Origin of the sequence: Larkinella arboricola, assembly GCF_003259745.1 — a bacterium.
GTDB classification, from domain to species: domain Bacteria; phylum Bacteroidota; class Bacteroidia; order Cytophagales; family Spirosomataceae; genus Larkinella; species Larkinella arboricola.
The window spans coordinates 369,651-389,971 of record NZ_QLMC01000003.1 but is presented as its reverse complement, the minus strand read 5'-3'; the positions used below and the strand labels follow the sequence as shown (position 1 = coordinate 389,971).

Here is a 20,321-nt window from a genome sequence, read left to right as displayed (position 1 = left end):
CGGGATCTTTCAGGGAAGCAGGTGCTTCTTGAAAGTGGTTTTCATGTTTACCAGACCGGTTTTTTTCTTAATGGCTTCCACGCGTTGCTTAATGCGGGTCAGTTTTCGGAAATAATTATGCAGGGAATAATCGGTTGCCTGCCGATTTTCAATCATAAATTGCGGATGAACAACTTCGGTCAGGGCCTGTACGGGTCTGTTGGCAAAAATCTCGTTGTTTTCTTTGGTATGCGTTGCCTCTGCCCCAAATCCGATATTGGAAATCAGATTCTGATTTGGGCTGATGCAAAGACCGTTATGTGTCCAGATGGTATAACACCACTGAAAATCCCAGGTATCAATCAGTCCGTTGAATGTTCCATCGAAGGAGTCAATCCAGAACTGCTGCACCTGCGGATCGGTAAAGATATCCGTGATTAATTTCTGGCTTTTAAACTCCGGATAGGTTGTCATATCCACATCATATTTCTCCCAGGCCCGTCGCCAGGTGGCCCAACCCCAGACATGGCAAATCTTGGTGTAAAAATACGACCCCTTGCCGTATCGCCGACCATTCTGCAAATTAATCCCGCCAATGTGCATAATCGTCGTGTTGTTGAGGTGATGCCAGAGGTTTTCACGACAGAACGTAAAAAAGGTAGGGTCGGGCAGACAGTCATCTTCCAGAATAATTCCCATTTCCACTTGCCGGAAAAACCAGGTAATGGCTGTACTAACGGCCCGTCGGCAGCCCAGATTCTGCTCCTGCGTCAACACCTGAATTTGGCAGGGCCAGTCAATTTCGCTCAGTAAGGCCAGGCATTGGGCCACCCGTTCGGCGTCGGTGGGGTGGTTGGCGCGAGGACCATCGATTGCCACAAACAGTTCGCGGGGCTGAACCTGGCGAATGCGCTCAAAAACCCGGCGGGCGTGGTAAGGACGATTAAATAAAATAAAAAGGATTGGAACGTCGAATTGTGAGGGCACATCGAACTGAGGAGCCTGAAGCGGTGTCACTTTATCTTATTAATTTGAGCGATGGTAGCTACAAAATAAACGAAAAAGTTAGCAAAAAATACTTTTAATTGGCTATTTCTCAAAACTTATCAGTCCTCATTCGATAATCACCCAGCTGAGCTAATAAAGCGATACAATTCCTTTATTTTTTGGAAGCGAACTCCCGTCGCTGGCCGTCTGGCTCTACTAGGTTTTCAGCCCCAGCCTCCTTTTCAGCCCTTCCGCTTTAATGGTTACCCAGGTTGGCTTTTTGAAATAATGATGGGTGGAGTATTCCGTTGCGGCCATGTGTTCGATTAAGAAACTGGGGTGCCGGATCTCGTTCAAGGGGGCGAGGGGCACATTGGAAAGCGAACCGTCGGTGTCCAGGGTATGCGTGGCACCATCGCCAAATCCGATATTGGATACCAGGTTCCGGTTGGGCGAAATGCAGAGGCCACTGTTAATCCAGATCGTATAACACCAGGGGTATGCCCAACTGCTGATCTGTCCGGAATGAACACCATCGAACGCATCCGTCCAGTATTCCTGCACCTGCCGATCGGGGAAAAGATCAGCTATGCGGTTCTGTTTCCGGAAGGCCGGATAGGTAGCCATCGCACCATCATATTTCTCCCAGGCCCGTCGCCAGGTGGCCCAACCCCAGACGTGGCAAATCTTAGAATAAAAGTAAGAGCCATCGCCGTGCCACTGCCCGTTCTGAAGGTTCGTACCACCAATGTGTAAAACGGTGGCATTATCGCGGTGATGATGCAGGTTTTCCCGGCAGAAGGTGAAAAAGCTGGGGTCAGGCAGACAGTCATCTTCCAGAATAATTCCCATTTCGACCTGCTGAAAAAACCAGGTGATGGCCGTGCTGACGGCCCGTCGGCAGCCTAAGTTCTGATTTTGAACTAACCGGTGGACTGAACAGGGCCAGTCGATTTCGTCCAGCAAAGCCAGACACTGGGCGACATTTTCGGCATCGGTAGGGTGATTAGGCCGGGGACCGTCGATGGATACAAACAATTCCCGGGGCCTGACTTCACGAATACGGTCAAGTACTTTGCGGGCGAGATTAGGGCGATTAAATAAAAGAAACAGGATAGGGACGTCAAACTGCATCAGTACGTTGAGGTTAGTTAATGGATGAAGAAAAAGCCTCTTCGCTTGATCCTACTATAAAGGTAACGCCCATTTCAACCGAAGCCGTATGCTCTTTGGGCATTTTTAGCAAGCCGGATTCGGAATAGAAATGCAATAGCTACCTACCTTTTATGACAGTACTAGCTTATAAAAAGTTGTCAGCCTTACCCGTAAAAAAACTTATATCACTCCATTAATTTCCTGTTCGTTCCCTAAAACGACTTATTCAGCGGAGTTGGGCATACTACCAATTCCGTGAACCGGCTGGCGGTCGTGAGCGGGCTTGAAGGCTACCTGCCGCGACAAATAAAACGAAGTTGTAGTTGTATATCCGTTGATGGGATTAAAACCGGCCATGTCGATCTCAATAAGTCCGGATTCCCGGAGCAGTTTGGACGATTTAGGGTGCCAGTCGGCGTTATCGAGAATGAAGAAACCGGTTGGAGAAAGCCGGTCGAGGGAACTGGCCGTACAGTCGTAGCGATAATTACCGTCAACAATAATAATATCAAAAAGGTCAGCGTATTGGTGAATCGCCTTGATATATTCTTCCTTATCTTCAATCAAAAGGTATTCAACATTCTGCGGCAAACGGGATTTAATCGTGTTGTACCACTCTTTATTGTCTTCGATCGCTACTACTTTTCGGCAGCGGCTGGCCCAGAACAGGGTTGAGTTACCGGAGCCGTACTCAAAAACGGTTTTATCGGATAAGTCCAGTTGTTTGATGAACTCAATAGACGGATACGTATACCAGGGAATCGGGTTATCATCCTTATCAATAGCCTGCCACTTTTTGGCGCTTTTGAAGTGGCCAAATTCGCGGCTTAAATTCTTATAGTTATGAAGAGTAACAGTGTATTCGTACGGCAGAATTTTTAGAATCTTACCAATGATAAATTTAATCATAAGAGCTGCTATTTGGCAGAGAAGAACCTTTTAATATCTGGCAAAAGAACACTTTATTTCTAAAAATAGAAAGATAAATTTATCCTCCTGGAAGTTTTTTGCGACTGGCTATGGCTTCTGCCGGTCGATACCGGGCTAATCAGGCCGTCCGCTTTAGCCATTCCCGTAAAACCGTAAGTTTCAGCATATCAACGATGGCACCTGTTTGCGCAAAGAAAATCGGGCGGGCCTGACGAATGAGGTAATTCATGAAAAAAGCCGTCATCATTTGAGCTGCCAAGGTGGCAAAAGAGGTTCCGATAGCGCCATAGCGGGGAATCAAGACAAAGTTTAGCACAATGTTGATGAGAGCACCCGTGATGGTTTTAATCAGCAGCAGCCGCTGTTCATTGTGAAGAATAAACCAGTAACTACTCCCAACGCCCATAAAAACAAAAACCGCCGACCAGATATGAATTATCAGGATGTCATCAGCACCGGTATACTGCTGACCATAGAGTAAATCAATAAGGTGCGAAGCTGAAAAGGTAATGAATACCGCAATCAGAAGGCTGATGGATATTAACAGGCTCAATAGCTTACGAAACGCCCGCTGAAAAGCTTCTTCATTCTGGGTTTTTAAACTGACAATTGTTGGATAAAAAGAGGATGTAATAGCCGTAGCAATAAAATACCACACTTCCGAAAGCCGCAAAGCCGCACTGAATTTGCCGAGTTCCATATCAGTGGCCAGTTCTTTCAGCATAAACTGATCGCACCGCATATAGATAAAGATAAAAAACTCTGAAACCATCAGCGGCCAGGATAAATGCAGCAGATGTGTCGCCAGTTGGCGATTGAAACGCCATTTCAGCATGTGCTGTCCTTCCTGCCGGTTATAAATTAAAACCAGAATGAGGGCCGCTAAACTAACTTCGACAAAGACAACGGAAGAGAAAGCCAGCAGGCTAAACTGGTTGACCAGCAAATAAATCCGTAAAGCCGTTGAGAAGGCAAACGCAATGGATTTAGCGACGACGGAAAGCTTCGACTTGATGCGTGACTGAAAATGCAGATCGATCACATCGACGCTCTGACAAACCAGCACGGAACTGGTAAAGAGAATCATTCCCTGCAAAACCGGCTGATCGCTGTACAGGAACTGAATGGTAATCAGGATGGCGATCAGCGAAACCGTACCGGCTATGAGCCTGAGAACGAAAGCCGTACCCAGGAGCTGGTTTTCCGAATAGTCCTTATTGCGTACAATTTCCGTGATCAGCACATTGGCAAGACCCAGACCGGCCAGCGAGGTAAGCACGGTTGGAAAAACACTCGCGAAGTTGAGTAAACCAAACTGGGACGGTCCCAGATACCGCGCCGACCAGACACCAACCAGCAACGCCGTCGCCATGCGAAAAATACGGTCGAAGAAAACCCAGCCGGCATTGGCAAAGGCTTTCCGCGCTGTTGAACTCAGCTTTTTGGTGGGTGTGCTTATCATAGGTTGATTATCAGGAAACGGTCGGCAGAGCCACGCCATTAAGTTTGGCGTCGACCATCAGCCGGGCTACGTCTTCCATCTTGTGCTTGGCAACCCAGCCGAAGTGCCAGAGGGCTTTGGCCGGATTTGCGTTTCCTTCGGCCAGATCCGTGGGGCGGAAAAAGGAAGGATCAATTTCGACATACTCTTCCCAGTCCAGATTGAGTTGTTCAAATACGATGCGGATAAAATCCTTGAGTTTGCGGGTATGACCGGTGGCAATCACGTAGTCGTCGGGCTTCTCCTGCTGGAGCATCAGCCACATGGCTTCCACGTAATCGGGTGCCCAGCCCCAGTCGCGGGCAATGTCGATGTTACCGAGCGTCAGTTTTTCGTTGCTGCCTTTGGCAATCCGGCAGGCGGTTGCCACAATTTTCTGCGTAACAAACCGTTCGGGGCGCAGGGGCGATTCGTGGTTGAACAAAATCCCGGTGCTGGCAAAAAGCTGGTAGGCTTCCCGGTAATTGGCAACCTGCCAGAAAGCCGCAGCCTTGGCCACCCCGTACGGACTGCGGGGGCGGAACGGCGTCTCTTCACTGGCGGCCAACCGACCCGTATCGCCGAACGACTCACTCGAACCGGCATTATACAACCGAATCGGTAATTCGCTGAATCGAATGGCTTCCAGCAGATTCAGGGTGCCTATGCTGATGCTTTCCAGGGTTTCGACGGGTTGCTCAAACGACAGCCCCACCGAACTCTGGCCCGCCAGGTTATACACTTCGTCGGGCCGTATCTTCAACAGGGTCTGCAACACACTGCGGAAGTCGTTGATATTGACCGATACCAGCTTTACCTGCGACCGGATATCCAGCCGGTTCAGATTACTGAACGACGACATCTGCGCATCGCGCGAACCGCCGTATACCTCATAGCCTTTCTGCAACAGTAAATGCGCCAGATACGCACCATCTTGTCCTGAGACACCACAAATCAATGCTTTTTTCATAATGCGCTATTCTTTATTCGGCACGGTGGCTCGTTCTAAAACGGTTTTTGCTAACGTCCACCCCAGGCCCGCAAAGACACCAGCGGCTATGGCAGCCACAATAATCAACATCCGCTTCGGGCCATTGGGCCGCAGCGGAATTCGGGGCGGTTCCAGCATCTTGAAGACCGGCGTCTCCTCCTGTACCCTGATTTTGGTTTGCTCCAACTGCCGGGATAAATCGTTATAAACGTTCTGGGCCAGCATATAATCCGCCTGTAACCGTTGTTCCGAAATGCGGGCCAGGCCGCTGTACAAACTCCGGTTGCGGTCGCGGTAGCTTTCCAGTTCGTATTCGGCGGCCTGATACCGGCGCCGGGCCTGTTCAACCTGCTGGACCAGAAACCGTTCCTGATTCCGGACTTTCTGCGTCCGGTAGCTGGTGATGTAATTCGTCAGGTATTCGAGCGACAGGCGAGCGACTGTAGCTGCCACCACAGGGTCGGGCATGATCACTTCGATGGTTACCATCCCGGTTCGGCGTTCGTAGGTCGTCGTAATTCGGTTAATCAGGGCCGCTGCCAATCCTTCCTGTTCGGGGGTAATCTGCAACGCTTTGCTGTAATTTTTAGGGTCAGGCAAAGGCGCTGAGGCCGGTTTTGAATTGGACGGTGCATCACCGGCGCTGCCCACCAGCCGCTGAAAAGCCGTTTGCTGTCCCTGCCGTTTCAGGTAGGTTTGCAGCGGCATGGTTGCTCCGTAATTTTTGGAATAAACCGGCTGTTTCAGCACCTGTAGGGCAAACGGCAGGCTTTGCAGTACATTCGGGTACAAATCGGGCCGAATAACGTCCCCGGCTGCATTATCCAGGTTGATTCCGGCTAACCCCGCCAATGAGCCAAGACCACCCGCTCCGCCCGGCGTTACCGTCGCTACTTCCGGCATGACAATGACTTGCGATTTATAATCATCCGGTTTGGAAAAGGCATAATAAAGTCCCACCACAGCGCCCAATGCGGCAAACACCAGCACTATCTTGCGGCTACGCCGTAAAAACTTTCCAATATCGCCCGGCCGGATCTGAATCAGATCATCGTCCATTTCGGAGCCTGCGGCTGGTTTCTGCGTTGTTACTGACATGGAGCACGTAATAAACGTTGCGCTGACAGACTATTAATTTAATTAAACAATCGGGCTAAATTTAAAACGGCGGTGGCCAGCGTAACGGTCATCGTACCAATCACCGTAATTAAACTAACGCGCTCACCGGGTGTTAAACGCCGGTCTTCGGTTAATGGTCCAAATGGAACAATCACCCGCGAGCCGGGTTCAACTTTTGGGTACTTTCTAAAAAATAGAAACCGTTTGGTCCGGTCTTTCAGGCCGTTGGCATACACCACATACGACTTTTTATGCCGGGCATTATCGGTATAACCACCGGCCTGCGTCACGTAATCCTTAAAATTGAATCCTTCGGCAAACCCGACGGTCGACGGATTGAGGACGGCTCCTTCAATGGTAACCACTTCGGGCCGTTTGGGAATAATCAGCGAATCGCCAACTTCCAGCAGCAAATTTCCCGGTACACCAGGATTTTCCAGAATAGCTCCCAGGTCGGTTGCAATGACGATTCCGCGCCGGGAAAACCGCGCTCCGGGCAGAAACGCTTCGGGCTTCAGACCACCCACACGCCGGAGCATATCCGAAATTCGTTCGGACCGGGACTCAATCGCGTAGTTACCCGGATGTTGCACCTCCCCAAACACGGCAACATTCTGCTGAAGTTCGTAGCGGGGCGAAGTCCGGACGTAAACCACATCAAACGGCTTGAGCACAAAACGGGCTTCCGCCGGTTGAAGCTGTAAGTTACGGTCAATGGCAAACTGATAAATCTGAACGGTTTCGCGGCCCGTCATTTTTGTGGTATCCTCCCGAATCCGCCGGGCCACTTCAATGCGGGTGGGGGTGGCTCCCTCCTGAAAACCGCCCGCCAGCGCAATCAGATCCGTTACAGTCAGGTTCGAAATAAAGGGCAGGGTATCCGGCCGGTTGACGGCGCCCTCAATGCTGATGAAATACGGCTCCCGCAGATCGCGGACGGAGTAAATATGCAGGCTATCCTGGCGTTCCAGTGGAATGTCGTCCGTTTCGTTCCGCATCAGCCGCCCCACATCGAACGGGATTGCCTCCAGGTCCGTATTTTCCCGTTCCCGGTACAGTACCGCCCGGTTTAGAAAAGCGTCTTTGCGCAGGCCCTCGGCCCGGCTAATAAGCGAACGGACCGACGTGATACCGTCCCCCAGAGCGTAATCGCCCGGACGCATAACCGCGCCCGTCACCTGAACCCGGTTTTCGTAGCGGCCCAGAATTTCACCCACTGTATAGCGGTCGCCCGCCTGAGGAACAAACGTCGCAATCTGCTCCTGGGTAATGGTGGAGATGCGTAATTCGCGCGGGGTATTTCGGCGCAGGGTTAGCGAAAAGGTATAGGCACGGTCGGTGAAACCACCCGCAAAACTGAGTACGTTTTTGAGCGTTTCGCCCGTTTTTACTTCATAAATAGCGGGCCGTTTGACCTGTCCGAGCACCTCAACCCGAACCCCGTAGTCGTTCACCCGGATCACATCCTGATCCAGCAGCCGGATATCATCTTTTTTATCGGCCCGAAGCAGGTAATCGTAAAGGTCAATCGTTCGAATAACGCGGTTGTTGCGAATCACCTGAATATCGCGGAAAGACCCTGTTTCGGGATTGGGTCCGCCCGCCAGATACAGGGCGTTGAAAGCCGTCGCCAGCGACGAAATCGTGTAGGTTCCCGGCATCATGACCTCCCCAACCAGCGTTACCCGAATGCTGCGGATACTGCCCAGGGTTACGGACGCATAGGTGCCGCTACCGGGCCGGTTTAGCCCCTGATAGGCTAGACGAAGCCGCCCGACAATCCGTTGTTCGGCCTGTTCAATGGTAAGGCCGCTTACGAAAATAGGGGCCAGGTTAAGCACCCGAACCGATCCTTCAGGACTCACACGCAGCCGGAAACTTTCAGATGAGTTGCCATAAATTTCGACCGCCAGTTCGTCGTCGGGGCCGACAACGTAATTACGGGGGGTCGCAATCCGCAGGTCGGGTTCGAACGTCAGGGTAGTGCCCTTAAACAGCGCAGCCCCGAAAATGTAAGGCCGTCGGGTGGTATCGCGTCGCAGCATGCTTAAGCTATCACCCAGCGTATAAGGCCGTTGGGAAAGGTTGCCCTGCTGCGCCCGGTTGAGGAGCGTATCGGTGGACATCTGACCCGGCCGGTTGGATTGCTGCCTGATTTTAGCCATCCGTTGACGCATTTTAGCGATATCGCTCACGGTATAGCCTTGTGACATGGCCGCTTGCTCAATCTGCATTTCAGTCAATCCGCTGGATTGGGCCCGCTGGTAGAATTGAATAATCTGTTCATCGTTCAACTGATCGGCCCGCGACGGCTGCTGGGCAAAACTGGCGGTAGCTGTTAGCAGGAAAAAGAAAAACAGCACAGGAAGTTGCTGAAACAGCAAAAACGAAGGAGTACGACGCGTTGAAGGATAAGATGGTGTTCTGCTACGGTTCATGCAGTAAAAATAATCTGGCGCACAAAGGTACGAATTGATTGATTTTCTACCGCTTTTTATAGTCAACGGTTCTAAAGTGGCTTTTTATTCAAAAAAAACGCTATTTCGCCCCGAAGCTCCCTTATAATTACCTGATAAAATAGAACTTAATTAAGATGGCCCTGATAAAGTCTGTACGTGGTATTCATCCGAAAACCGGTGAGGAATGTTGGTTTGCCGATAACGCCACTATTGTTGGTGAAGTCGTTATGGGAAGGAATTGTACGGTTTGGTTCAACGCCGTGGTACGGGGTGATGTTAACTCCATTACGATGGGGGATTATTGCAACGTTCAGGACGGGGCCGTTATTCACTGCACCTACCAGAAGTTTAAAACCACCATCGGTAATTACGTTTCTATTGCCCACAACGCCATTGTACACGGTTGTACCATTGAAGACAAAGTGCTGATTGGTATGGGGGCGATTGTGATGGATGGCGCGGTTATCGGAACCGGTTCAATCGTTGCCGCCGGGGCCATTGTGACGCAGAATACCGTTGTGCCGCCGGGTACAATTTATGCCGGAAACCCCGCCCGTTTTCTGAAAAATGTAACCCCTGAGCTGGGAGAGGTCTTTATGCGAACAGCCAATAATTACGTGATGTATGCCAGCTGGTATCAGGAATGATTTTCAATAAATCACTTTTGGTTCGATTGTAACGGTTTGACTGCAAAGGTTTTATTGTCTACTAGTCAATGGATGGAATTAATTAGAAGTACGGATAAAATCAGTTGCATGAGATCGCTTTTCCTTGTATTTTTGTTTGAAATTAGTCTAAATAGTTGCTAGTTAATACTGCATTGATTAGCAACGGTTTATAGACATGCATGAATTCTTTTGAAGTCATCATGTCACCACTGCTATGGTAAACTCAACAACCTCATTACTTACAACAGCCCGAACCAAACTGGAAGAATATCTGCTAAAAAAAGGACTGCGCCGGTCGCTGGAGCGGTTTGCCATTCTTGAGGAGGTATATTCCCGCGACGATCATTTTGATGCGGAAGATTTGTATCAGGCGATGCACCAGCGTTCGTTTGCCGTCAGCCGGGCCACGGTTTACAACACCCTCGACGTGCTGGTCGATTGTGGTCTGGTCCGGAAAAACCAGTTTGGTGACGAGGATAATACGAAAAGCCGTTTTGAAAAAGGGCTAGGTCGGCAGCAGCATGCGCACTTGATTTGTGTCAATTGTCACCGGGTGATCGAATTCTGCGATCCGCGGTTACAACTGATTAAAACAACCGTTGGTGATACCATGCAGTTTCAGGTGGAGTCGCATTCACTGGTTTTCTACGGCGAGTGTGCGGATGAAGAATGCGTGGCCCGGACAAAAGCCGCTACGGCCAGTGCCAGCAGCAATTCAATGGCCTGACTTACTCGTTGACCTTTTCCTTGGGTTCTTTGTCTTTGGGCTGCTTCATGTCCTGGCGGGCGTTGATGTAGCCCCGGATTACCGTAAACGTGGTAACAGCCAGAAAGAAAATGATGATGTAGTGGACGTAATCAACGATCCACGGAAACTTCTCGCCAAAGTAGAAACCGCCCCCGACCAGCGACACCACCCAAATGGCCCCGCCAAGCACGTTGTAGAGCATAAAATACCGGAAATTCATTCGAATCAGGCCGGACAGAATAGGGGCGAATGTGCGGACAACCGGCAGAAACCGGGCGACAATCAGGGTCCGGCTACCATACTTCAAAAAATATTCACGGGTTGTCTCGATGTATTTTTGCTTGAAAAACAGCGAATCCGGGCGGTTTTGCAACCGGTCACCAAAATACCGCCCCGTCAGATAGCCCGTTAATGAACCCGTAACGGCAGCCCCGAAAATACAGCTCAACAACACCAGCAGCGACACCGGAAGTACGCCCGTTCCGGCAAAAACCCCCGACAGAAAAAGCAGGTAATCGCCCGGCAGGAAAAAGCCGAAGAAAATGCCGTTTTCAATAAAAATAATCAACGTAATCAGCACCAAACCGCCCGTCTGAATAATCTCTTTCGAGTCGAGCAGGTATTTGAAGAAGTCGACGATTTGGTCCATAGTTTAATGAGTGAATAAGTGAATGATAGAATGACCGCACCGGCGGCCCGGTCATTCTATCATTCAGTCATTCAAGATTAGATATATTCTGCCAGCTCAAGCCAGCGGTCGGATTTTTCGGAAATTTGCTGATCAAGTTGTTCAATCTCCCGGGCCCACGCCGTCAGTTCTTCGTGGCTACCGGTTCCACTGTTCAACTGATCCAATAAACTGCTTTTCCGTTGTTCAAGTTCCTCAATTTCTTTTTCTAACGACTCATATTCCCGCTGTTCTTTAAAGGAAAGCTTTCGTTTGCCTTCGGTGGAGGGAACGGGTTTTGTTTCCGGGGCTGATACGGCCCTGGGTTTCTCGCTTGGTTTCCGTTCGGAGGGTTCGCTGGCTTTGCGCTCCCGGTAATCGGTATAGTTGCCCGGGAAGTCGCGGACTTTGCCGTTGCCCTCGAAAACAAACGTGTGTTCGACCAGCCGGTCCATGAAATAACGGTCGTGCGAGACAAGCAGTATACAACCCGGAAAATTCAGTAAAAATTCTTCGAGTACGTTGAGCGTCGTGATGTCCAGATCGTTCGTGGGTTCATCCAGAATCAGGAAGTTCGGGTTCTGTACCAGCACCAGCAGAAGTTGCAGCCGCCGTTTTTCGCCCCCCGACAATTTATGCACGTAATCGTACTGCTTGGCGCGGTCGAACAGAAAATGCTGCAAAAACTGCGAAGCCGTTACGGTTTCGCCCGTGCCGAGTTTCATCACTTCCGCCACTTCCTGCACGACATCGATCACCCGCTGGTTTTCCGGAATGACCAGATCCGACTGGGTATAATACCCGATTTTGACGGTTCCGCCCGTCACAATTTTGCCGGAATCGGGCCGCAGTTCGCCGGTAATCATGTTCAGCAGGGTGGTTTTGCCCATCCCGTTCTTCCCGATGATACCGATGCGGTCGTTGCGCCGGAAAGTATACGTAAAATGGTCGAGCAACACGTTGTCGTTAAACTGTTTGCTGACGTTTTCGAGTTCGATGATTTTGCTTCCGAGCCGCTGCGTCCGGATGTTTAGCTCCAGTTGGTCGTTGCCCACCCGCTGATGCGCTTTCTCCTTGACATCATCGAACGCATCAACCCGGTATTGGGCCTTAGTGCCGCGCGCTTTGGGTTGCCGGCGCATCCAGTCCAGTTCGCGCCGGAAGAGGTTCTTGGCCTTGTCCACTTCAGCGGCAAAAACGGCCTGACGCTCGGCTTTCTTTTCCAGAAAATAAGCGTAGTTGCCTTTGTAACTGAAAAGCGTTTGCTGGTCGAGTTCAATAATCTGGTTGCAGACGCGGTCCAGAAAATACCGGTCGTGCGAGACGAGCAGGAGCGTGGAGTTATTGGTAGACAGGTAGTTTTCCAGCCACTCGATGGTTTCCAGATCGAGGTGGTTGGTCGGTTCATCCATGATCAGCAAATCCGGATTTTCGATCAGCGCCTGCGCCATTGCCACCCGTTTGCGTTGCCCGCCCGAGAGCGTCGAAACCGGCTGTGAAACGTCATGAATGCCCAACTGCCCCAGAATCTGCTTCATCTGGGTTTCGTAATCCCAGGCTTGCAGCGTGTCCATCTGGTGCATGGCCCGGTCGAGTGCGTCCGGGTTATCGGAAGCCAGGGCTTTTTCGTATTGCCGGATGGCGGTCAGGGCTGGATTGTCGCCCGTCAGCACCACTTCAATCACCGTCAGGGTGTTGTCTAACTGCGGTTGCTGGTCCAGAAAACCGACGGAAATATCTTTTCGGAGGCTGACCAGCCCCTCGTCGGGCGGCATTTGTCCGGATAAAATCGATAACAGAGTCGATTTGCCGGTACCGTTCGCCCCAACGATGGCGACTTTATCCCCCCGGCTCATTCCGAACGTTACGTTTCGAAACAACCATTTGTCGCCGAAGGATTTGGATAGATTTTCTGCGGATAAATAATTCATTGTACAGCAAAGATACACAACCCGAACGGGATCGCAGAGGCCATCGGGACGAGTTACGGATTAAAACGTTTGGCTACGCTCGGTTTCAGCCGCAGCAGCTTAGAATTTTCAAATGAAAAGTGGTAAATTTCGGGGTCGTTTTCCTTTAACTAAATTAGTCGCTTAATTTATTTCCCTAATTCATGCGAAAATCTATTGCTCTGCTTGGCATAGCGTGTTTACTTTCAGTAAGTAGTCGGGCGCAGGTGACCGACGATGTAACAAAACCGTATACCCAACCTATTCCCGGTAGTACCCTCGTGTATGATATGGTGGCCGTGCCGGGCGGAACGTTCACGATGGGCAGCCCGGCCAACGAAAAAGGCCGCAAACCCGACGAAGGACCGCAGCACAAAGTGACCATTGAACCGTTCTGGATGGGGAAAATGGAAGTAACCTGGGATTTGTTTGATCTGTTTTCGTTCCACAACATGGAAAAGGAAATGGCCGCCAAGCACCCCGGTTTTGATCTGTCAAAAACTGATGCCGCCACGCGACCCAGCCCGCCTTACGTGGATATGTCGTTCGGTATGGGCCGGTCGGGTTATCCGGCCATTAACATGACGCAATATTCGGCCATTCACTTCTGCGCGTGGCTGTACGCCAAAACCGGCATTTTTTACCGTTTGCCGACCGAAGCTGAATGGGAGTATGCCTGCCGCGCCGGAACTACTACCCCGTATTCCTTTGGAGCCGACGCAAAGAAATTGGGAGAATATGCATGGTACAACGGTAATAGCGATGGTTCCTACAAACAGGTGGGCAAAAAGAAGCCGAATCCGTGGGGGCTGCACGATATGCACGGCAACGTGATGGAATGGACGCTTGATCAGTATTACCCCGATTATTACGCCAAAAAGGCCAAAGGTGAGGTAAAAGAACCGTTTGCCAAGGTAACGCAGTTGTATCCGAACGCCGTTCGGGGAGGCTCGTGGGATGATGCACCGGAAGTGTTGCGCTCGGCTGCCCGGACGGCTTCAGATGCTTCCTGGAAAGTGCTCGACCCCCAGACGCCCAAAAGTGAGTGGTGGCTGACGAGTGCGTCGTTTGTTGGCTTCCGGGTGGTCCGGCCCGCCAAAAAACCGTCAGAAGAAGAAATTAAGGCTTATTACAACCCGCCGTTGATCGAAGATTATTGATAATCCCGTTACGTTTTTAAACCTTTTTCCTTATGTCAAACGAATCCAACCGCCGGGACTTTCTGAAACAGTCCGGCCTCTTGACAGGCGGTGTCCTGTTGACTTCGCTGCCTTCTTTTGCGGGCTCATACGGTTTTCATAACTCCGCCGACGATACCATCAAAATTGCTTTGATCGGTTGCGGAGGTCGGGGTACGGGAGCGGCTATGCAGGCACTCAGCACGAAGCAGAATGTTAAAATCGTGGCGATGGCCGATGCGTTCCGCGACCGCCTGGACGATTCGTACAAGAACCTGAATCAGAAGCCCGATATCGCCAAGCGCGTTGACGTGCCGGAAGAACGCAAGTTTGTTGGTTTCGATGCGTACCAGAAAGCCATTCCGCTGGCTGATGTTGTGATTCTGGCCACTCCTCCCGGCTTCCGGCCAATGATGTTTGAGGAAGCCGTGAAGCAGGGCAAGCACGTCTTCATGGAAAAACCCGTAGCTACCGACGCGCCGGGCGTTCGGCGGGTGCTGGCGGCTGCCGAAGAAGCCAAGAAGAAGAAACTGAACGTAGTTGTTGGATTACAGCGGCATTATCAGCCTAACTACCGCGAGATGATCAAGCGCATCCACGACGGTGCGCTGGGCGACATTGTAGGTGGTTCGGTTTACTGGGTGAGCGGTGGCGTTTGGGTAAAACCACGTCAGGCCAGCCAGACCGAAATGGAATACCAGATGCGCAACTGGTATTATTTCAACTGGCTCTGCGGTGACCACATCAACGAGCAACACATCCACAACATCGACGTAGCCAACTGGGTGAAACGCGGTTATCCGGTTTCGGCGCAGGGTACGGGCGGTCGTCAGGTTCGCACGGGCAAAGAGTACGGCGAAATTTTCGACCACCACATGGTTGATTTCGTTTACGAAGACGGTACGCTGATTAACAGCCAGTGCCGCCACTACGAAGGAACCTACAGCAAAGTGGACGAGCAGTTCGTTGGTACGAAAGGCCGGGTAGACTCATTCGGTCAGAAAAGCGTGCTGAAAGATTACAAAGGCAACGCCATCTACACGCACAACGGCAAAGGCGACGGTAACCCGTATCAAATCGAGCATGATGAGCTGTTTGCGGCCATTGCCAAGGGCGACTATAAATTCCAGGATGCTGAAAACGGCGCGAAAAGCACGCTGACAGCCATTATGGGCCGGATGGCAACCTATTCGGGCAAAATGGTGAAGTGGGACGAAGCACTGAACTCCAACATCGACCTGTTCCCTGAAAAACTGGCCTGGGATGCCAAACCGAAAATTCTGCCCAATGCCGACGGTTTCTATCCCGTTGCCATACCGGGTAAAACCACTGCGGTTTAATCGCATACGGTTTTGAAATGGAAAAGGGCGCCAACGGCGCCCTTTTGTTTTGGTAGCGATAAAATAAACCTGGTTAGGCATTATTGATTCCACCACACCTTATCCTTGATGATGTCGTCGCTACCCTGCTTGGAGGTTTCGTTGTTGTTGGTTTGCCGTTCTGATTCCGGATACATCAGCCGCAGGGGACGGGCCGTGGGCGCTGGCGCATCCAGCGAGTTCGGAATGGCGGGGAGGCCCAGCCGACGGTAATCCGTCCAGGCTTCGATGCTGCTGATGCTGTTCAGGGCCAGCCACTTCTGCGTGATGATGGCTGCCATTTTATCCGGAACCTGGTCCAGATTGACGGTTGGCTGCGCGTTGTAAGCCGCAAAGGCAGTGGCCGCAACCTCCATGTATTTGAACGACTCCTGAATGCCCTGCTCGTAAAACATTTTTGCCGAACCCGTAATCCAGCCCCGTTGAGCGGCTTCGGCCTGTAGGAACAGACTTTCAAACGACCCCATCAGTACGGAAGGCTGGGTGGCGGATTTAAACAGCGCACCCGGTTTATCGTTGTTTTCCTGCGGACCTTTGAAAACCGATGTGTTGGCCCGGTTATACTGCGCTTCGGCGTTGGGGTTTCCGAAAAGTACACCTTTATAATCGGTGCCGACGGTGGTGTACAACGTAGCCAGACGTGGATCGTTGCGGAGTTTGTATTGTTCCAGCAGGAAAACCGTCGGTCGCAAATCCTGATGGTTGCCGGTGCTGGCCCCCTGAACCGTCCGGTAGTTGCTTTCCCAGAACGGATTTAGTTTGGTGGCGGTGTTCAGGTAACCCGGTTGTACAAAGGCATTCTCGCCCACGCCCAGAAAGCCGCTGCCTTCCGCCTGAATTTTCTGGATTTCAGCCGTGATATAAGCCTGGTTGTCTGCTTCGCTCTGGTGAATTAGAGCGCGTAATTTGAGGGTATTGGCAAATTTAATCCACAAGCCCTTGTTGCCTTTGAACAAAACGTCGTCGGCTCCGGGACCAACGCCAGCGGGCGCATTTTTAAGATCGTTAATACCCTCGCTGATCAGATTAATCGATTTTTCATAGACGGTTTTTCCGTTTTCGTAGCGCGGGGTAGGGTGCCGGGTGCCTTGCAGGGCATCGTCGAAGGGCAGGTTGTTGTAGATGTCAACCAGCCGCATAAAGTGCCAGCCCTGCATAATTTTGGCAATTCCGGCGTAAAATAACGCTCCCTCGGTTTGCGCCTGTTCTCGGATCAACTGATAGTACAGGAGTGTCGTGTAGCCGTTTTCCCAAACCGGAATCCCGTCGCGCTGGTGGCGGATAGCGGGGCCGTTGTACGACTTCAGATCAACGAACAGGTTCACGCCCTCGCTGGTGGTGCCCCAGTAACCGGCCCAGAAGGCACCGATCTGGTTAAGTTGCCCGGTTTCCTGATTAACCGTACTGACCAAAGCCGCCGGAAGTTTGGCGCTCAGCGACAGGTTTTCGTTGACCGGTGCATTTGGGTTATTGTTAACTTCCAGAAATTCGCTGCACGAACTAAACGACACCGTCAGCGTGGCCACAATCGCTATTTTAAGAATCTTATTCATGTCTATACTCAAAATGTTAAATTCACATTGAAACCGTACGTGCGATAAGGCGGAACCTGCCGGAAGCTCAGGTAGCCGTCCGTGCTATTGTAGAGGTACTCCGGATCGCCGTATTGGTTGTCTTTGTGACGGATAATAAACAGGTTGGTGCCGACGAAACCAAGGCTGGCTTCCCGAACGACTTTCTGCTTGCTGAGCAGCGTGGCTGGCAGCGAATAGGAAATGCTCAATTCCCGCAGTTTGAAATAATCAGATTTGGCCGCCGTATTAATCTGTACTTCGCCCTGTTTGGTCCAGAACGCTTTGTCTCCTTTCGACAGGACCGTCGTGTTCGGTGTAAAGCTGCCGTCGGCGTTCTGAATGACGGAGTTCGGGAAAATAAACGGCTGACGGTCAAACTCGGCGGTGCGCGGGTCGGTTCCGGCGGTATACATCCGGGGCACGATTTCGGAATACAGCCAGCCACCCATCCGCCAGTCAAACTGGGCACCCACGCTGAATCCCTTGAACTGCAAAGCCGTACTGACGCCCATCTGATAAGGGGGGACCATCGTGCCAAGGTGAACGGGGTCAGCGGCTATCAGGGGTTCGCCGGTTGTGGGGTTGATAATTACCCGGCCTTGCGGGTCGCGCCGGTAATCGCTCACCTGCAAGCTCGGATATTGCTGGCCGAGGTTGGCATACGACTGACGGAAAATATTGAACGACTGCAATCCTTCGTACAATTCCTTCACCTCGTTGTTGATGTGCGTAAAATTGAACCCAACGTTCCATTTCAGTGCGCTGTTGCGTATGACATCGCCATTGACGCTCAATTCAACAATATTGTTGGTCAACCGACCGGCGTTCACAACGGCACTGCTGTAACCCGTTGCCCGGGAGGTAGTCGCGTTGAAAATCTGACCTTTGGAATCCGAGAAGACGTAACTTCCTTCAACATTCAGCCGGTTGTTCAGGAGACCCAGCTGAACGCCCGCTTCGTAGGAGGTAACAAATTCCGGCTGAATGTTCGGGTTGGGATACTTCGTACCGGGGGTAAAGCCCACCAGATTGCCAAACGGAAAACCGTTGATCTGGCTATACGGATTGTTGAGCGAATACGGTTCCAGCGTGACGTTACCGGTTTTGTTCCAGGAAGCAAACACCTTTCCGAATGAGAGGAAACGGCTGTTTTTCAGCGCGTCGATGGCTTCGTTAAACACAAAAGAAGCACTGACGCCGGGGTAGAAATACGAACGGTTTTCTTTGCTCAATACCGAAACCCACTCGTTACGGCCGGTCAGCGTCAGAAACAGGTAATTGTTGTAGCCCCCGGTAAACTCGCCATAACCCGCCAGGGAACGGTATTGCGTAATGCTGGAACTTCCCGTTAACTCGCCAATCCGGGTGCCGGGGTTGAACAGGTCGGGGAGCAGCAAATTGCTGGCCGAAACGGTGGCGGTTTTGGTGTAATCCGAACGGAAATTCTGCCCCAGAATCAGGCGGGTGCTGAACTTGCCAAACTGCTTGTTGAAGTTGAGGATCAAGTCGCCGTTGAGCCGCTGAAAGTTGTTGCTTCCGTCGCTGACGCTCCCGTTGACATTCCGGCGACCGGCCGCTTCGAACTTGCCCGTGGTGCTGCGGGTCTGCGTGGAGGTGCTGAACATCCCGATCCGGTACATGGCGTTAAACCAGGGCGTTACCTGATAATCGAGTTCAACTTTCCCGTTGATGGTTTGCTGTTCGCTCACGTCGCGGGTATTGTCGATCTGGTGGTACGGATTTTTCTGTAAATCCGTGAAAAAGTAGTTGGGGTTGGCATACGAAGCCGGGTTTTGCCAGTCTTTCATCGAGTTGAAATCGAAGTTGGCGGGCAAGGAATAGGCTGTAATCCAGGGGCCGTCGGGCGTCGTGTTTTTCTTGAAATAAACATAATTGACGTTGTACGACGTATTGAGTTTGCCAAATTTCCGGGTTCCGTTAAAGCGTGCGCCGGTCCGGTGGCTCTGGTCTTCTGGAATGATGCCTTTGATGGCTACGTCCTGCACCGAGAAGAAATACGTGTTTTTCTCGTCACCGCCCGAAAACGAAACGTCGTTCTGGAGGTTGACACCGGTTTGGAACAAATCCAGCCGGTTGTCGCGCGAAGGAGCCGCATATAAAATCTGATGCCGCGATCCGCTGGGCAAAACTGGACCAAAATCCTTCATGGTTCCGTCGAATGCGGGGCCCCAGGATTCGGCCTGTGTGGGGTCATAAACCCCGTTAACGCCCTGACCAAATTTCGTCTGGGCCGGTGGCAGTAGGAAAACCCGTGAAAACGTCGTCGTGTTGCTGAACTTTACGGTACCGCGTCCCCGGCTTCCGCTTTTGGTCGTGATCATCAGCGCACCGTTAACTCCTTCTGAACCGTACAGAGCCGCAGCGTTGGCACCCTTCAAAACCGTAATACTTTCAATATCGTTAGGATTCAGGCGGGTAATCTCCGGAACCGGAATACCGTCTACCACGTAAATCGGGGCGTTTTTGGCCCGGTTAAGCGAGCGGCTGCCGCGCATGGTAATCTGGATCTGCGGGTCAACCTTGCTGTCGTACATGTTGATCCGCAAACCGGCGACCTTGCTCGTCAGGCCAACCAGCGGATTAACGGTTTTGCCCTGGTTCAGACTTTCGTTGCTAACCACCTGCGCCCCACCGCCAAATTCGCGGGCGGCCCGCTTGATGCCGAGTGCGCCGGTAACCACCACTTCCGACAACTGTTTCTGATCTTCTTTCAGCGCAATGTCGAGCGTCCGGGTGTTCGCTGTTACGGTTACTTCCTGCGCTTCGTAGCTGATAAATGAAAACACCAGAACCTGCCCCGGATTAGCCCGAATCGAAAACTCGCCTTTCTGATCGGAGGTAGTTCCCTGCGACGTTCCCTTGATGGTGATGTTGGTACCTGGCAGGGGAGCACCCGTTGTCTGCTCAATCACCTTACCCCGGATCGGACGGCCTGCATCGCCCGGTTGCTGTGAGTAGGCGCTTACTGTCAGAAAGGTAAGGAGGAAGATAGTGGATAGTAATTTTGTCATGTGACCGTAATTTTAATCTCAAATTA

At 51.5% G+C, this 20,321-nt stretch carries 15 protein-coding genes; 4 read left to right on the top strand and 11 right to left on the bottom strand.

Annotated elements, in window-relative coordinates; translation table 11 throughout:
* Positions 1 to 9: 9 nt before the first annotated feature.
* The 7 genes from LX87_RS12980 to LX87_RS12950 all read right to left on the bottom strand — a co-directional run bounded on the left by LX87_RS12980 (position 10) and on the right by LX87_RS12950 (position 9,079).
* Positions 10 to 996: a glycosyltransferase family 2 protein gene (locus LX87_RS12980; protein ID WP_111628669.1), complete on the bottom strand. Its 987-nt coding sequence runs from the start codon at positions 994 to 996 to the stop codon at positions 10 to 12.
* Positions 997 to 1,182: 186 nt separating this feature from the next.
* On the bottom strand, positions 1,183 to 2,100 hold the full coding sequence (locus LX87_RS12975) for a glycosyltransferase family protein (protein WP_111628668.1): 918 nt from the start codon (positions 2,098 to 2,100) through the stop codon (positions 1,183 to 1,185).
* A gap of 243 nt (positions 2,101 to 2,343) precedes the next feature.
* A complete protein-coding gene (locus LX87_RS12970; RefSeq protein ID WP_111628667.1) occupies positions 2,344 to 3,030 on the bottom strand; it encodes an O-methyltransferase in 687 nt (228 codons plus the stop codon).
* Positions 3,031 to 3,169: 139 nt separating this feature from the next.
* Positions 3,170 to 4,513, bottom strand: coding sequence for a flippase (locus LX87_RS12965; protein ID WP_170139361.1), 1,344 nt, complete (start codon positions 4,511 to 4,513; stop codon positions 3,170 to 3,172).
* 10 nt (positions 4,514 to 4,523) lie between these two features.
* A complete protein-coding gene (locus tag LX87_RS12960; RefSeq protein ID WP_111628665.1) occupies positions 4,524 to 5,501 on the bottom strand; it encodes a GDP-mannose 4,6-dehydratase in 978 nt (325 codons plus the stop codon).
* A gap of 6 nt (positions 5,502 to 5,507) precedes the next feature.
* On the bottom strand, positions 5,508 to 6,620 hold the full coding sequence (locus tag LX87_RS12955; RefSeq protein WP_229310647.1) for a GNVR domain-containing protein: 1,113 nt from the start codon (positions 6,618 to 6,620) through the stop codon (positions 5,508 to 5,510).
* A 38-nt stretch (positions 6,621 to 6,658) separates the two neighbouring features.
* Complete coding sequence (locus tag LX87_RS12950) at positions 6,659 to 9,079, bottom strand: SLBB domain-containing protein (RefSeq protein WP_111628663.1); 2,421 nt, start codon at positions 9,077 to 9,079, stop codon at positions 6,659 to 6,661.
* Between the two features lie 155 nt (positions 9,080 to 9,234).
* Between LX87_RS12950 and LX87_RS12945 the strand changes: the two genes are divergently transcribed.
* Together LX87_RS12945 and LX87_RS12940 are read left to right on the top strand one after the other, a co-directional pair.
* Entirely contained in the window at positions 9,235 to 9,747 is a 513-nt protein-coding gene (locus LX87_RS12945; protein ID WP_111628662.1) for a gamma carbonic anhydrase family protein, read from the top strand.
* A gap of 235 nt (positions 9,748 to 9,982) precedes the next feature.
* Positions 9,983 to 10,495, top strand: coding sequence for a Fur family transcriptional regulator (locus LX87_RS12940; protein WP_111628661.1), 513 nt, complete (start codon positions 9,983 to 9,985; stop codon positions 10,493 to 10,495).
* 1 nt (position 10,496) lies between these two features.
* Here the strand turns inward: LX87_RS12940 and LX87_RS12935 are convergent, their stop codons facing one another.
* Together LX87_RS12935 and LX87_RS12930 are read right to left on the bottom strand one after the other, a co-directional pair.
* On the bottom strand, positions 10,497 to 11,165 hold the full coding sequence (locus LX87_RS12935) for a DedA family protein (RefSeq protein WP_111628660.1): 669 nt from the start codon (positions 11,163 to 11,165) through the stop codon (positions 10,497 to 10,499).
* Between the two features lie 77 nt (positions 11,166 to 11,242).
* The gene (locus tag LX87_RS12930; protein WP_111628659.1) at positions 11,243 to 13,114 is read right to left on the bottom strand and encodes an ABC-F family ATP-binding cassette domain-containing protein; all 1,872 of its coding nucleotides are present in this window, start codon (positions 13,112 to 13,114) and stop codon (positions 11,243 to 11,245) included.
* Positions 13,115 to 13,296: 182 nt separating this feature from the next.
* On the opposite strand from LX87_RS12930, the gene LX87_RS12925 reads away from it, so the two are divergent.
* Together LX87_RS12925 and LX87_RS12920 are read left to right on the top strand one after the other, a co-directional pair.
* A complete protein-coding gene (locus tag LX87_RS12925; protein WP_111628658.1) occupies positions 13,297 to 14,292 on the top strand; it encodes a formylglycine-generating enzyme family protein in 996 nt (331 codons plus the stop codon).
* 32 nt (positions 14,293 to 14,324) lie between these two features.
* The gene (locus LX87_RS12920; RefSeq protein WP_111628657.1) at positions 14,325 to 15,650 is read left to right on the top strand and encodes a Gfo/Idh/MocA family protein; all 1,326 of its coding nucleotides are present in this window, start codon (positions 14,325 to 14,327) and stop codon (positions 15,648 to 15,650) included.
* Between the two features lie 80 nt (positions 15,651 to 15,730).
* Here LX87_RS12920 and LX87_RS12915 read toward each other — a convergent pair whose 3' ends face one another.
* Positions 15,731 to 17,242, bottom strand: coding sequence for a SusD/RagB family nutrient-binding outer membrane lipoprotein (locus LX87_RS12915; protein WP_111628656.1), 1,512 nt, complete (start codon positions 17,240 to 17,242; stop codon positions 15,731 to 15,733).
* A gap of 8 nt (positions 17,243 to 17,250) precedes the next feature.
* Positions 17,251 to 20,295: a SusC/RagA family TonB-linked outer membrane protein gene (locus LX87_RS12910; RefSeq protein WP_111628655.1), complete on the bottom strand. Its 3,045-nt coding sequence runs from the start codon at positions 20,293 to 20,295 to the stop codon at positions 17,251 to 17,253.
* Between the last annotated feature and the right edge of the window lie 26 nt (positions 20,296 to 20,321).